The organism is uncultured Algoriphagus sp., from assembly GCF_963974365.1.
In the GTDB taxonomy this organism is placed as follows: domain Bacteria; phylum Bacteroidota; class Bacteroidia; order Cytophagales; family Cyclobacteriaceae; genus Algoriphagus.
In genome coordinates, this window is sequence record NZ_CAXBBX010000001.1 from 116,840 (window position 1) to 131,992 (window position 15,153).

General features: G+C 40.3%; 9 protein-coding genes. 8 read left to right on the forward strand and 1 reads right to left on the reverse strand.

Going from position 1 to position 15,153, the window contains the following annotated elements; genetic code table 11:
• Positions 1-111 precede the first annotated feature (111 nt).
• Both AACZ87_RS00490 and AACZ87_RS00495 read left to right on the forward strand, forming a co-directional pair.
• Positions 112-2,538 (forward strand): ABC transporter permease, encoded by a 2,427-nt coding sequence (locus tag AACZ87_RS00490; RefSeq protein WP_339863800.1) that lies wholly within the window; start codon positions 112-114, stop codon positions 2,536-2,538.
• Positions 2,539-2,781: 243 nt separating this feature from the next.
• Entirely contained in the window at positions 2,782-3,477 is a 696-nt protein-coding gene (locus AACZ87_RS00495) for a head GIN domain-containing protein (RefSeq protein ID WP_339863802.1), read from the forward strand.
• Between the two features lie 104 nt (positions 3,478-3,581).
• On the opposite strand, the gene AACZ87_RS00500 is transcribed toward AACZ87_RS00495, so the two are convergent.
• A complete protein-coding gene (locus tag AACZ87_RS00500) occupies positions 3,582-4,568 on the reverse strand; it encodes a bestrophin family ion channel (protein WP_339863804.1) in 987 nt (328 codons plus the stop codon).
• A 262-nt stretch (positions 4,569-4,830) separates the two neighbouring features.
• Here AACZ87_RS00500 and AACZ87_RS00505 point away from each other — a divergent pair, with 262 nt between their 5' ends.
• From AACZ87_RS00505 to AACZ87_RS00530, 6 genes are all read left to right on the forward strand, one after another.
• Positions 4,831-6,162, forward strand: a complete 1,332-nt coding sequence (locus tag AACZ87_RS00505) for a cytochrome ubiquinol oxidase subunit I (RefSeq protein ID WP_339863806.1) — start codon at positions 4,831-4,833, stop codon at positions 6,160-6,162.
• Positions 6,163-6,171: 9 nt separating this feature from the next.
• Positions 6,172-7,200: a cytochrome d ubiquinol oxidase subunit II gene (locus AACZ87_RS00510; RefSeq protein ID WP_339863808.1), complete on the forward strand. Its 1,029-nt coding sequence runs from the start codon at positions 6,172-6,174 to the stop codon at positions 7,198-7,200.
• A gap of 228 nt (positions 7,201-7,428) precedes the next feature.
• A complete protein-coding gene (locus AACZ87_RS00515) occupies positions 7,429-8,445 on the forward strand; it encodes a BF3164 family lipoprotein (protein WP_339863810.1) in 1,017 nt (338 codons plus the stop codon).
• A gap of 286 nt (positions 8,446-8,731) precedes the next feature.
• On the forward strand, positions 8,732-9,664 hold the full coding sequence (locus tag AACZ87_RS00520; RefSeq protein ID WP_339863812.1) for a hypothetical protein: 933 nt from the start codon (positions 8,732-8,734) through the stop codon (positions 9,662-9,664).
• A 100-nt stretch (positions 9,665-9,764) separates the two neighbouring features.
• Entirely contained in the window at positions 9,765-12,221 is a 2,457-nt protein-coding gene (locus AACZ87_RS00525) for an ABC transporter permease (protein ID WP_339863814.1), read from the forward strand.
• A gap of 496 nt (positions 12,222-12,717) precedes the next feature.
• Positions 12,718-15,078 (forward strand): ABC transporter permease, encoded by a 2,361-nt coding sequence (locus AACZ87_RS00530; protein WP_339863816.1) that lies wholly within the window; start codon positions 12,718-12,720, stop codon positions 15,076-15,078.
• The last annotated feature ends 75 nt before the right edge of the window (positions 15,079-15,153 follow it).

Genomic DNA, 15,153 nt, shown 5'->3' on the forward strand with positions numbered 1-15,153 from the left:
GAAATTAGAAACAAGAGTCTAGAGCCAAGAATCAAGAGTAGATAAGAAAGACTTTTCAATTTCACTGCTATTCCTGATACGGATCTTACAATATTCCAATCCCATATAATCATGTTAAAAAACTATCTGAAAATTCTCATCCGTAATACCAAGAAAAATCCTTTATACATGTTTATCAATGTGTTTGGGCTTGCGGTAGGTATGGCTGTAAGTATTTTGATTTTTTTGTTTGTACAGCATGAATTGAGTTATGATAAGTATCATGCGAATGCAGACCGGATATACAGAGTTTCCAGAGCATGGTTCAATCCAGATGGAGCAATCAGTTTGCATTTGGGACATGCTGCGCCACCATTTGGTCCTTTGATCCAAGCTGACTACGACGATGAGGTAGAAGCTGTAGGAAGATTCTTCCAATACGATCCTTTGGTGAAATATGGAAACAACGCATTTGAAGAGGAGAATTTCTTTTTTGTTGATCCTGAGGTATTTGATATTTTCTCTTTTAAGATGGTTTCAGGTCAGTCCAAAGAAGCGCTGGCTAATTCTGACGGATTGATCATTACAGAATCCATATCTAAAAAGTACTTCGGCGAGGCTAATCCTATCGGCAAGGAATTGGAAATGAATATTGCAGGTCAAGAAGCGACTTTTCAGGTTCGTGGACTAATGGAGGACATGCCTGATAATTCGCAGTTCCATGCAGATTTTCTGGCCTCTATGGCTCCTGTTGTAGATTTCTACGGTGGCCAGGATGCTTTTATGAGCAACTACGGCGGGAATAATTTCTCTACCTATGTGCTATTGAACGAAGGAGTAGATTATAAATCTTTTGAGGCAAAACTTCCCAACTTGATAGATAAATACATGGGGGAATCCCAAGCTGGCGTGCCGATGTCTAAAGGAACAAAGCTATTCCTGTGGCCTCTGACTGACGTACATTTATATTCAAATCTCGACTCTGAGATGGAGCCAAATAGCAATATTGACTACGTCTACATTTACCTGGCGGTAGCATTATTTATCTTGTTGATCGCCTGTATCAATTTCATGAATCTTTCCACTGCCCGATCATCAATGAGATCTATGGAGGTAGGCTTGCGCAAAGTGATGGGAGCAGATAAAAGCCGTCTGATCAGGCAATTTATGGGAGAATCATTCATGATGACTACGGTTTCTATGGTAGTTGCGCTGGTTTTAGTGTATCTCTTTCTACCGACTTTTTCTAATTTCACTGGAAAAGTGTTGACACTGAATTTCCTGAAAAATCCTGAATATATCGTGGGGCTGGTTGGTTTGGTATTGCTTGTGAGTCTAGTTTCGGGCAGCTATCCTGCGTTATTTCTATCTGGTTTTTCTCCAGCGAAAGTTTTGAAAGGAGCTTTCAAAGCCGGAAAAGGTCATGAGCAATTCCGTTCAGTTCTAGTGGTGGGACAATTCGCAATTTCGGTAGTTTTGATAGTAGCTGTACTGGTGGTTGTTCGCCAGTTGGAATATATGCAAAGCAAGGATTTGGGTTTTGAAAAAGATGACATCATAGTTCTTCCTTCCAGCCCAGCGATTCAGGAAAATTACCTGATATTGAAGGACAGACTTGAAAGACATGCGGGAATCAAATCGGTAAGTATTTCTAGCCGTGTTCCGTCGGGAAGGCTTTTGGATAATCAAGGAAGTACTGCGGAGATTGACGGGGAATTGACGCAACTCAACCTGCGAATTGCAGATGTGCACGTAGCTCATAATTTTCTGGAAACCTATGGGATTCCAGTCGTGGCTGGAAGAGATTTTGATTTCAATCTGGCTTCTGATTCTACTGAAGCATTTATCCTAAACGAAGTTGCGATCAAAGAAATTGGTTGGTCGAGCCCAGAAGAAGCCATCGGACAGCAATTCCTATATGGAGGAAGACGTGGATTTGTGACTGGAGTCATGAAAAATTTCCACTTCGAGTCCTTGCATCAGCCTATTGTACCGATTGTTTTTATGATTTCTCAGGATAGAAATAATCAAGTAAGTCTGAAAATTGACGCTGAAAATCAGGAGCAAACTATGGCTTACATCAAGGAAGAATGGGCTGCCTTGAGACCTGATTTCCCTTTCGAACCAATATATGTGGATGAAGGATTCAATAGACAATACGAATCAGAGGAGCGGGTCAAAACCATTTTCACTTTCTTCTCAGGATTGGCTGTTATCATTTCTATTCTTGGCCTGTTGGGCCTGACCACCTTTGCTACGCAGCAGCGAACCCGCGAAATAGGAATTCGAAAAGTAATGGGGGCAGAGACGGCAAATATCTTGATCTTACTTGGCAAAGACTTTCTCAAACTGGTTTTGATTGGTTTTGTGATAGCCATTCCGGTCTCTTGGTTTGGAATGTCCAGCTGGCTGGAGGACTTTGCTTACAGCATAGGAATTAGCTGGACGGTATTTCTGTGGGCTGGCTTGATCGCTGGAGCTATTGCAGCAATTACAGTGATGTCACAGTCTTTGAAAGCCGCTTGGGCAGATCCGGTGAAAAGTATAAAAAGTGAATGATGAGTACTAAGTACAAAGTATCTAGAGCCAAGAATCTAGAGCCAAGAGTCAAGAGCCAAGAATTAAGAGTCAAGAGCCAAGATTTTACGATCTAGAGAAATGAATAAGATCTGCCGGTGCAACCTTTTCTGAAGCTAGTGCATCTTATAGATGTGAAAAGAATTTAAAACTTTACCACTTAACTACTTTTCAACTACAAAATTTTCCAATGTTTTAATTTTCCAATCTTACAATACAATTACCATGAAACTCTATTCTAAAATTTTAGCCTTTGCATTCACTGCATTCGTAATGGCATCTTGCGTACAGGCACAATCTACAGAAACAAGAACTCCAGGACACTTCACTAAAGTACATTCTGGCGGTAGCTGGGAGGTAATCCTAACTGAAGGGGATACTGAAGAAGTAAGAATCGAAGCGAAAGGTGTTGACTTAAGCAAAGTGAAAACTGAGGTAGACGGCGATGTGCTCAACGTAGGCTTGGTGAAAGGAAGTTATAACAACGTCAAATTGAAATTCTTCATTACCTATAAAGAACTTGAGGGAATTAAATGCTCTGGTTCAGGAAATATCGAAGTGAATTCGCCTGTGATGACGGATTCATTTTACGCTGCACTTTCAGGTTCAGGAGATATTACGATGAAAAGTCTGGAAGCCAAGAAATTGTCAGTTGGCATTTCTGGTTCTGCTGATTTACAAATCAATAATGGTTCTGCAGATCAAGCTGAAATTAAGCAATCTGGTTCGGGCGATTTTGATGCTGAGAAGTTTGCCATTGGTGAATTAGTCGTTGGTAAATCGGGCTCAGGAGACACCAATGTAGGTGACTTGGGTAAATTATCAGTGAGCTCTTCAGGCTCAGGAGATGTGACTTATACAGGTTCCCCACAGTTGGGAAATATTAGAACTTCAGGTTCAAGCAGTATTACAAAGAGATAATAAGGCCTTGCCCTTATTACAATCCCTCAGGCGAAAGTTTGAGGGATTTTTTTTTGCTGTAGATTTTTACCGCAGGGTACGCAGAATTTTTCGAAGTGACCTTATTACATCAAAAACCCATTTTCTGTCTGATATGGAGTTGGAATATTTTCTTCCTCGAGCATTTCCAAAAGATCGATCTCTATAGCTCGGCAAATGGATGAAATAGGCACATCATTGTACCCTCCTTCGAATGGATTCTCAGAGTAATCACCAATTCTATCCACCACGAAGAATGTCCAAATAATAATTGCAGAAAACGGGATGGTCAACCAATAATGTAAGGCAGTACTTTGAGCAAAAATATCCAGTAAACCAAAGGGGATCAATGCGCAAAAAATATAGGTAATCCATAGGCCGGTGGAAGCATATTGTCTGGGGAAAGGAAAGTTCTTGATCCGCTCCGACATGCCCTGATGGGTGTAGAAATTTGCTAGTATCTGATGCATCCAAACTTGTTTATAATCAGAGATAAATCCTCCTTCTTTTAATTTGGCGATTTCCTTGCTTTGGTTTTTTAGTAACTGTGTGGGAATGTTTGAATTGTTCCTCACGCTAGTTAGTTCTTCTTCAGAGAGGTATTTTTCTATTTCTGCAAAAATGCCGTCGTAGTATTCTTTGATAAATCCAGGTATAAAAACCAGTTTCTCCACAGGTAAATTATGCTCCCAGGTTTTTTCCTTACGCATGACATGCTTCAGGGCAAGAAGCCATGCCAGATGTCTGAAAATAATTTTCTTTTTTTCCTCCTGTGGCAAATCAGGATTGGGCAGACTGAGAATAGCCGTGGCAAAAGTTCTGCTTTCATTGACTATAGCACCCCAGATTTTTCTTGCTTCCCAAGTTCGGTCATAGGAGCTGTTATTTTTGAAGCCTAGGAAAAAAGCTACTGCGATACCAATAACTGATATCGGCTGCCAGGGGAGAGAAAATGGTATAGCAGTCAGCTCATATAATACGATGATGACTAAAGAATATAAGATACCATAAATCAAAGAAAATTTGGACCAGCGAATGGTCATCCAAAAACTATAATACCGTTTTACGTACATAAAAATTTTTATTTGGATTAAAATATCAAAAAGATCTCAAAAGTATGCAAAAGTCTACAAGAGATTTTATGTCAATGACTTAGCTATCTTATGAAATCTGGTAAATGAATATGAGAAGTTTACTAGCATCCTAGTATCCTTTTTTTATAAAATTAAGAGGGACTTTAACGAACTAAAAGGCGTGTATCTGCGTCAATGAGTAGAGAAGTTTACTCGTTTTTCATGGAGCTATTTCCTTCAAAAACTAACCGCTTGTTATCCAATGGATGATCTTTTTGCCGCTCGTTCTCAGATGGCTCTTTCTCTGGGATTCCATATCATTTTCGCTTGTATTGGTATGGTGATGCCTTTTTTTATGGCGACGTCCCATTACAAGTATTTGAAAACCAATAATCCACTTTACAAGGATTTGACCAAAGCCTGGAGCAAAGGAGTGGCTATTTTCTTTGTGACAGGCGCAGTATCAGGCACCATGCTTTCATTCGAATTGGGGTTATTGTGGCCAGAGTTTATGCTTCATGCAGGACCGATTTTCGGAATGCCGTTTTCTTTGGAAGGAACGGCGTTTTTCATAGAAGCGATTGCCTTAGGATTCTTTCTTTACGGATGGGATAAATTCAAACCTTGGTTCCACTGGTTTACAGGAGTAGTGGTGGGAGTGAGCGGACTCGCATCTGGGATATTGGTCGTGGCTGCGAATGGCTGGATGAATAGCCCAAGTGGTTTTGATTACGTGGACGGCAAGTTCCTCAATATCGATCCGATCGCTGCTATGTTCAATGATGCCTGGTTTACACAAGCATTACACATGACCTTGGCAGCCTTCACAGCGACAGGTTTTGCGGTTGCCGGAATTCATGCCTATATGATCCTGAAGGGACAGAATAGGGAGTTTCACCGGAAAGCTTTTAGTATCGCTCTAGTTTTTGGTGCTGTTGCGGCTTTGCTTCAGCCTATTTCAGGAGATATTTCTGCTAAGGATATCGCAGTTCGGCAGCCAGCGAAATTAGCGGCTATGGAAGCTCACTTTGAAACTAGCAAAGCCGCTCCTTTAATCATTGGAGGAATTCCTGATGAAGAGGCAAAGGAGGTGAATTTTGCAATTAAAATACCTGGAGCATTGAGTTTCTTGGCCCATGGGGATTTTGATGCGGAAGTGATCGGTTTGGATCAGTTTCCGGAGGAGCATCATCCGCCAGTTGCTGTGGTTCATTATGCTTTTCAAATCATGGTGGGACTAGGAATGCTATTGGTTGGCCTCAGTTTGCTTTATTTTATTTCCCTTTGGAAAAAGAAGGACTGGCAGGTTCAGCGTTGGTTTTTATGGCTTTTTGTGATAGCAACTCCTTTGGGATTTATTGCTTTGGAAGCTGGCTGGACAGTTACCGAAGTGGGACGTCAACCTTGGATTATCTATGAGATTATGCTGACAAAAGATGCTGTGACGCCAATTCCTGGTATTAGGTATTCCTTTTTAATATTTACGGCTATTTATGTCTCTCTCGCTGGGATTGTTTCATTTTTGCTTTATCGACAGATCAAAGCGGTACCTGAGACATTGAAGAATGATACTGAAAAACTGGCTGACTCTTAATCTGTACTTATGCTCTACGTAGTTATCATTTTTCTTCTTGTGTCTATTTTACTCTATGTGATTTTGGGTGGAGCGGATTTTGGGGCTGGGATTTTGGAGATTTTCACTCCTTCAAACTTGCGTGATGAGCTCAGGAATACGACATATAAGACGATAGGGCCGATTTGGGAGGCCAATCACATGTGGTTGATTATTGCAATAGTGATCCTTTTTGTGGGTTTTCCACCCATCTATACCATGCTTTCGGTGCATTTGCATATTCCCCTGGCACTCATGTTAATTGGGATTATTGGTCGGGGAACTGCCTTTGTCTTTAGACATTATGATGCGTATCAAGATGAAATGCAGAAGGTATATAATCTTATTTTTACCTATTCGAGCTTTATCACACCGCTTTTTCTAGGGCTTATCTTCGGGGCTGCTGTCGGTGGGCAAATAGATCCCGAAGCTGTTGGGTTTTACGAAGCTTACATTCATCCTTGGTTCAATTACTTCAGTCTAGCTGTCGGGTTTTTTACCGTGACTATTTGCGGATTTCTAGCTTCTGTTTTTTTAGTTGGAGAGGCCAAAAAGCCCGAAGTAAAGACTGTGGTTGTCGGAAAAGCAAAACTATTCATAGTATTCACAGTGCTGGCAGGCGGATTGGTTTTTGTTGCTTCAATTATTGATGATGTGCCTTTGGTTGGCTTAATTCTTACAGAATGGATTACTACCGGTACGTTGGTCTTGGCCACTTTGGCGATAGTTTTACTTTGGGTGAAACTTGGAGAAGGGAATAAAATTCTCGTTCGCTTTTTAAGTGGGTTTGTGGTGACAGCAATTTTGCTTGCTTTCGGCTATCACTATTTCCCAGACCTCATCATTACTAAATCAGGAGAGAATTTGTCCGTGTTTAATTCTGCCGCTATTGGAAAACCAATCGATGCCTTGGCTTGGGCTCTGCTGATCGGGAGCTTGTTTATTTTACCTTCACTTTTTTACCTGCTGTATAGTTTTCAGGGAAGTAAGGAAGGGGAAGATGTCAAGGAGGTAAGGTGATTTTTTAAACGAATTGATCTCAGATTTTTTCGCATGGAACACAGGTACAGAGTTAACTTCGTCATTAAGGGACAAAAGCTCTAACTTATCTAACTAGACCGGAATTGGTTTTTAATATGAAAATCAAACTAGGTGATCCAAATTAGGAAACATTAACTAATCGATTTTGTGTCCAACAGAATTTATTCCAACCTTATGAACTTAAGGAATAGTATATAAAAAAATTACATGAGGCACACTTTATACTTTTTGTTTGTATTAATTCTATTTGGCTGTCAAGATAAAACAATTAAAAATTTCAAAGTAAGCAGTGCAGAGGTTATTGATGTTAGTTCAAAAATAACTGATCTGGAAACTGAGAATATAATTGCAAACCCGTTGTTAACCATATCGGGAGATTTCCTGGTCGTGACTGATGCCAATGCAAGTTTTGAAAAGGGAATTCACCTGTTTGACAAAAATACGTTGGCTTATTTAGGTAGTACAGGAATAATGGGAGAAGGGCCTGGACAGATTTCAAGATATGGTGAGGTAGCAGTCACTCCAAATGGTAAGGAATTCTGGATGCCTGATTTTGAGAAATTAAAGCTATTTAAGTTTGATATTGATAAGGTACTGAAGGATGAAAATTATCTTCCAACGGTTTCAAAGCCATTTGCATACGATTTCTTTCTTTCAAGAATGAAGTTTATCTCAGACAGTGTCGCCCTTGGTACAGGATTAGAAGTGCTTTCACCCAGTACCTTTCGGACTAGCCTGGGAAGATGGAATATTAATGCGGGAACCATTGAAAAGTTTGGTGATGAGCATCCGCAGTTGATCAATGAAAGAACCAATGCGTTCTTTGATTACTCTTACAAACATAATTTAATGGCGCTCGCGCACATCAATCACGACATATTATCTATTTATAATGCCGATGGTAGCATCAAATTTCACCTTCTGGGTGAGAAGGAGTTTGAGAATGATAATCGGAAACTGAAGTTCTTTGGCGAAGTTCATATAGGAGATGAATGGATAGTTACATCCTATTTAGGGAGTGAAGGTTTTAAATTGGAAGAAAATCAGCAGCCTAAGAGTGTAGGAAGAAGTAAGTTGTTGCTATTTGACCTCGAAGGGAATTTGTCGAAAGTGATTGAAACAGGGTCTGAGATTCGGTATTTTGCAGTGGATGATGAGAATAATCGAGTACTATGTTATTTTCTGGATAGAGAAGTGCCCTTAGGATATTTTTCTTTGGAATAGGAAGAAATGGACTTGACTTTACAGGTGATGCTCTAATTTTTATAATATAATCAAAATTGATTTTTTTGAGGAAACTTGAGTTGGAAGTAATGAAGGCTTAATGCATGAAGAAAATGAGTATTGAAAAAGTAAGCTAGACTTTGTCCACGAGCGAACAAAACTGTCCGAGAAATAGCTGCTATAAATCTAAAAACGCCATTTTAAGCGGGGTTTCTCTATTTTTTTTCATGGCATACAAATGGGAATAAGAGACTTACAGTCAACACTGAATCTTAACCCCATACCCATGAAACTCTTAAAATTCTTCCCGGCATTCTTGTTTTTAGTACTAGTGACTTTGCAATTCTCTGCTTTTGCATCTGACTTCAAAGCAGATCCCTATCTCACCAAACAATTCACTTTAAATGGTACTGGTAATCTCAAAGTAGAAACTTCCGGGGCTTCTGTGGCTGTCACTGGCGCAAGTGGAAACCAGGTAATCGTGGATATGTATGTGAAGTTGAATGGGAAAGAAGTCGAAATGGAAGACGCTGAAGTAGAGAAGGAACTAGACAACTATAATCTGGATATCAGCCAAAGTGGAAATACTATTTCCGTGATCGTCAAAAAGCGAAACAACGGCGGTAGAAGCAAATTGAATATCTCATTCAAAGTTCAAGTACCGACAGAAATGTCATCTAAATTCCAATCCAGCGGAGGATCAATTTCTGTAGATGGATTGACTGGTGATCAGGAAATCGCTACCAGCGGTGGAAGTATCCAAGTGGTAAATAGTGCCGGCTATGTGAATACGCATAGCTCTGGAGGTTCTCTTAGAGTTGAGAATTTCGATGGAAATGTAGATGTACAAAGTAGTGGTGGTTCTGTGAAAGTCAACCAACTCACTGGTAATCTGAATGTAAATACATCTGGAGGTAGTGTAAATCTGGAAGAAATCAATGGAAGTATCTCAGCAAATACTAGTGGAGGTTCTATCAAAGCATTGCTTACAAATGTTGAGAAGGAATTGACGATGAAATCTAGCGGTGGGAGTATTACAGCAATAGTTCCTAATGGCTTGGGTTTAGACCTTGATCTCAGTGGAGGAAGAGTGAATTCAAAGCTTTCCAATTTCAGTGGAGAGGTTAAAAAGGACAGGATTCTAGGAAAAATAAATGGGGGAGGAGTTCCTGTGACTATGCAGAGCTCAGGCGGAAGTATCAATCTGGAGTTTAATTGAATAAGAGTACTTAGTAGTAAGTTATAAGTATCAAGATAACTGAACCAAGAATCAAGAGTCAAGACTTTACAACTTTACACCTTCCAACCTTTCAACTTTCATGTTCAAAAACTACTTTATAATCGCCTGGAGAAGCCTAAAGAAGAATAGGTTGGTTTCGTTTATCAATGTTTTGGGGCTAGCGTTGGGTGTTGCAACTTGTGTGGTGATTAGTCTCTACGTGACCGAGGAGTTTAGCTACGATCGTTTTTTTACTAATTCTGATCGAATCTACAGAGTAACCTTGGATGCCAAAATTGGAGAGCAGACACTTAGTGAAGCGAGTGTGATGGCACCCGTCGCAGAAACTTTTAAGGAGGAAATCCCAGATGTGGAAATTAGTACTCGGGTGTTGAATATTCATTCCAATACAAAAGTTAGGATAGGTGAAAAGGTGATTCGGAAAGGAAATACAGCCTTCGTGGATCCTAATTTCTTTGAGGTTTTTGACCTTCCCTTTATCAGTGGAGATCCTGCAACAGCACTTTCTAAGCCGAACACTGTTGTGCTCACCCAAGAACAGGCAACTGCTGTTTTTGGTAATGAAAACCCAATCAATCAGGCTATAAATCTGGAAGGGATAGGCTATTATACCAGTAAATACATAGACTTTTCTGGTGATTATACGGTAACGGGCGTGATTGAAAATATTCCGGAAAACTCCCATTTTGATTTTGCTATGCTTGCCTCTATGTTGGGTAATCCAGATGCCAAAAATCAAAGTTGGCTATCAGGAAATTACATAACCTATCTGCTGCTGAATGATGGCTCCACAGCTGATCAAGTGGAGGCTAAATTCCCTGCCATAACCAGAAAGTACATGGAGGATCAGATGAAGCAAGGTATGGGCATGGACTTCGATGAGTTTTTTGAAAAAGGAAACCATGTTTTCCTCAAACTTCAGTCACTTACAGATATTCATCTGAATAACCAATTTGCTGGCAAAGGAGATTTTAAAGCCGGTGGAGATTTTCAGACAGTGCTGATTTATTGCGCTATAGCAGTCTTTATGCTGCTGATTGCCTGCATCAATTTCATGAATCTTTCAACTGCCGGAGCTTCGCAGCGTGCTAAGGAAATAGGAGTTAGAAAGGTCATGGGTTCGGGAAGGCAGGATTTAGTATTTCAGTTTTTGTCAGAATCATTGATAGCAGTCTGTATTGCAATGGTTTTGGGTATTCTAATGGCAAAATTAGCGCTTCCATTTTTTAATAATTTTGCGGATAAATCTCTTTCACTTGTATACTTAATCCAGCCAGTAGTACTCATTTCTCTTTTAACACTCGTTGTTTTGGTCACCCTAATGGCGGGAGGTTATCCAGCATTTTTCCTTTCTGCATTTAGACCGATTGAATCCTTAAAGAAAAAGATCAGTAGGAGCAATAGAAGCGGATTTAGAAGTAGTTTGGTCGTATTCCAATTTGCTGTTTCTGTGGTCTTGATCATCGGGACGATCGTGGTTTCCCAGCAGATGAATTACATCCAGAATAAGGATCTTGGTTATGATAAAGAGCAATTGATTGTGCTACGTGATGCAGGACTTTTGGGAGAGCATCTGGATGTATTTAGGGATAAATTAAAGGCTGACCGGCGGATTAAAAATGTTACCAAATCCGCATATATACCATCAGGGCCTACGGATACGAACAGCCAAAACCTGGTCATGGATGAATCTTCTTCTGGAACATTGAGGATGATACAATTTGGAATTGATGAGGAATATATTCCCACCATGGGAATGGATCTAATAGCAGGCAGAAATTTCTCGTTGGATCTCGGCTCAGAAGAGAGTAACATTATCATCAATCAAACTGCCGCTAGAGCATTGGGGATCGAGGATGATCCTATTGGTCAGGTCTTTGAAAAAATGACTGACAATCAGGGGGGAAGGGAAGATGTGAAAGTTGTAGGTGTGGTAAAGGATTTTGTGGCCAGATCCTTAAGAGAGCCTATCAAACCACTGATGATGGTTTATAATCCGTATTACAGTTTGATTTTGAAAGCAGAAAAGTCCGAGTTGGATCCATTGCTCGCAGATATGGAATCTAGCTGGAATAGCTTTAACACAGGCGAGGCTTTTCATTATGCTTTTTTGGACGAATTATACAATGAGACTTACATACAGGAAGCGAAGATGGGGTCATTCCTAACAGTGCTTTCATTGATGACAATTTTTGTTGCTTGTCTCGGATTATTCGGTTTGGTGACTTTCACGGCAGAGCAGCGGATAAAAGAAATCGGAATCCGAAAAGTACTTGGCTCAAGTGTGAATCAAATTGTGGGAATGCTTGCCAAGGACTTTATTAAACTGGTTAGTATTTCCTTGATTATAGCCTTTCCAGCAGGTTATTTCTTTATGGATATGTGGCTTGAGAATTTCGCTTATCATATTGATATAGCATGGTGGATTTATGCCTTGGCTGCTGGAATGACACTTGTAATTGCTTTTGGGACCATCTGTCTTAGAAGTGTGAAAGCTGCTCTAATGAATCCGGTAGATAGTCTGAAAAGTGAGTAATAGAGCGTATTAAGATGTCAGTATCAAGATATATGATTCCAAAGGTTAGAACCAAGAACCAAGAGACAAGAACCAAGAGACAAGAGACAAGAGACAAGAACCAAAAGACAAGAGACAAGAGACAAGAGACAAGAATCAAGATAAGTATAACGCCAGATGGTCACTTGAATAGGAGTGCTTGAGTTTTTGATAATTGCCCACAGGCGAACAAAACTGTCCGAGGTTTAGAATTAGAAATTAACATATATGCCTTTTGTGTATGATTTAAGAGTGTTTTTAGTGGCATAAAAGTGGAAATAGGTAGCTCGTATCAAGTATCAAGAGTCAAGACGTGAGACTTAATATAAGACAAGAGAATAATGATAACGTGAGTATTTATAAAACCTTACAACCATGAAACCTTACCACCTTACAACTTTAACACCTTACCTCTTTCCAACTTTCTGAACCCGAAATCTTCCAATTTTAAAATATTCCAATCTTTCAATCCTGAAAAATGCTCAAAAATTACTTTAAAATCGCCTGGAGAAATATCGTTAGAAGTAAAGGTTACGCTTTCATCAATATCGGAGGATTGGGTGTTGGGATGGCGTCAGCTATTCTGATTTTGCTGTGGATACAGAATGAGGTGAGTATGGATCGGGAGCATCCCAAGTCGGACCGAATCTATCGAATGTATAACAGAGATACGTTTAGCGGCGAACTATGGGCATGGGGTACAACTCCCAAAATAATGGGGCCTACGCTAGAAAAGGACTATCCAGAAGTAGAGCAAGCGGTTCGGATCAATCATGCCAATTTCCTTTTCACAGTTGGAGATAAGAAAATGAACGAATCAGGTTCTTTCATCGATCCGGATTTTTTGGATGTGTTTGATTTTCCTATGCTGCAAGGCAATAGTTCTACTGCTTTGGAAGATCCGTATAACATGGTGGTCACTGAAGATTTTGCCAAAAAATTGTTTGGTTCTGAGATGGCTGTGGGGCAAACAGTCAAGATCGATAGTACAGATATTTTTACTGTGACGGGAGTTCTGGAGAATTTGCCAAATAATACGCGCTTCCAGTCGGATTACTTTCTATCGTGGGCTTACATGAAAAAACTGGGTTGGGATGACGAATGGTGGGGGAATAACTCCGTCGAGAACTATGTGTTGCTCTCAGAAAATGCTTCCCATGAGGCATTCAACGAGAAAGTAATAAACATTACCAAGGAACATACCAACGGGGAGAATACAGCAGATGTATTTAGCTATCCGCTTTCACAGATACACCTTTATGGAAAAAGCGAGAACGGGCAGCTCGTAGGAGGAAGGATTGTGACTGTCCGAATGTTTGGATTTATCGCATTGTTTATTCTGGTCATTGCCTGTATCAACTTTATGAATCTGAGCACTGCTCGAAGTGAAAAGAGAGCCAAGGAAGTAGGTTTGAGAAAAGTAGTAGGTGCTAGAAAAACTTCTCTTATCGCACAGTTTATTGGAGAAAGCACGCTGATCGCGTTGATCGCTGGGGTTTTGGCAATCCTTCTGGTGGAGCTGGCGCTTCCTTCCTTTAATACACTGATTGGTAAGCAGCTATTTCTTCCATACACGGAAGTGATTTTCTGGCTTCAGTTGATCAGCTTTATATTGCTTACTGGCCTTTTAGCAGGAAGTTATCCTGCATTTTTCCTCTCCTCGTTTAGTCCAGTGAATGTGCTTAAAGGAACTTTCCGTTCAGCTGCTTCGGCGGTTAATCCCCGAAAAATACTGGTTGTGATACAGTTTAGCTTTGCTATTATTCTAATCGTCTCTACGATCATTATTCAGCGTCAAATAAGTCACGCTCAAAACCGTGAGCTGGGTTATAATCAGGATAACCTGATTTTTATCAACATGCAGGGTGATATAGAGAAGCACTATAGTGCGATCAAACAAGCGCTTCTAAGCAGCGGATCAAGCCTAGCGATCACAAAATCAATGAGTCCGATTACCCAGCGCTACAGTGATGGCTGGGGGTATTCTTGGGAAGGTAGTACGCCAGAGGATGAAAAGCTTGATTTCATTCGGTTCAGTGCAGATGCCGATTTCATGAAAGTAATGGGCACCAAGTTGGTAGAAGGTAGAGACATAGATATCTATGAATTTGCTAGTGATTCTACAGCGATTTTATTGAATGAAACAGCGATAAGAAAAATGGGGTTGGAAAATCCTTTGGGGCAGATAGTTTCTGATGGAGAAGATAACTATACGGTAGTTGGCATCATTGAGGATTTTATTTTCGAATCCCCTTATGATCCAGTTAACCCCTTAATGGTATTTGGACCATCTTCCTGGTTCAGTTACCTACATATCCGTCTCAATCCCGATCAACCTGTAGCAGATAATCTCGCTAAAATTCAGAGCGTTTTTGAAGAGTTTAACCCAAATTTCCCTTTTGAATACCAATTTGCCGATGAGCAATATGCCAGGAAATTTGATGATACAGCTCGAACGGCAAAGCTTTCCATAGTCTTTACTATTCTGACTATTGTGATTTCATGTTTGGGGTTATTTGGACTTTCCACGTACATGGCTGCCAATCGTCTGAAGGAAATAGGAGTGAGAAAAGTGCTTGGAGCAAGTGTAGGTAGTATATCACTATTGCTTTCTAAGGACTTCCTAAAGCTAGTTGGGATCTCCTTTCTGCTTTCAGTTCCTATTGCCTGGTATATCATGGATCAATGGCTTCAGGATTATCAATACAGCGTGGGAGTAGAATGGTGGGTTTTTGTCGCCACTGGTATGGTCACGATGCTTATCGCATTGCTCACCGTTGGTTTTCAGTCTATCAAAGCAGCACTGACGAATCCAGCAAGGACGCTGAAGAGCGAGTAATGGGGAGTATCAAGTAGCAAGATGTTAGAATCAAGTATTAAGCATCAAGACATAAGATTTTAGAATCAAGAGGCT

Coding starts and splice junctions, on each gene's coding strand:
- AACZ87_RS00490 (WP_339863800.1), top strand. CDS start 112: ATGTTAAAAAACTATCTGAAAATTCTCATCCGTAATACCAAGAAAAAT.
- AACZ87_RS00495 (WP_339863802.1), top strand. CDS start 2,782: ATGAAACTCTATTCTAAAATTTTAGCCTTTGCATTCACTGCATTCGTA.
- AACZ87_RS00500 (WP_339863804.1), bottom strand. CDS start 4,568: ATGTACGTAAAACGGTATTATAGTTTTTGGATGACCATTCGCTGGTCC.
- AACZ87_RS00505 (WP_339863806.1), top strand. CDS start 4,831: ATGGATGATCTTTTTGCCGCTCGTTCTCAGATGGCTCTTTCTCTGGGA.
- AACZ87_RS00510 (WP_339863808.1), top strand. CDS start 6,172: ATGCTCTACGTAGTTATCATTTTTCTTCTTGTGTCTATTTTACTCTAT.
- AACZ87_RS00515 (WP_339863810.1), top strand. CDS start 7,429: ATGAGGCACACTTTATACTTTTTGTTTGTATTAATTCTATTTGGCTGT.
- AACZ87_RS00520 (WP_339863812.1), top strand. CDS start 8,732: ATGAAACTCTTAAAATTCTTCCCGGCATTCTTGTTTTTAGTACTAGTG.
- AACZ87_RS00525 (WP_339863814.1), top strand. CDS start 9,765: ATGTTCAAAAACTACTTTATAATCGCCTGGAGAAGCCTAAAGAAGAAT.
- AACZ87_RS00530 (WP_339863816.1), top strand. CDS start 12,718: ATGCTCAAAAATTACTTTAAAATCGCCTGGAGAAATATCGTTAGAAGT.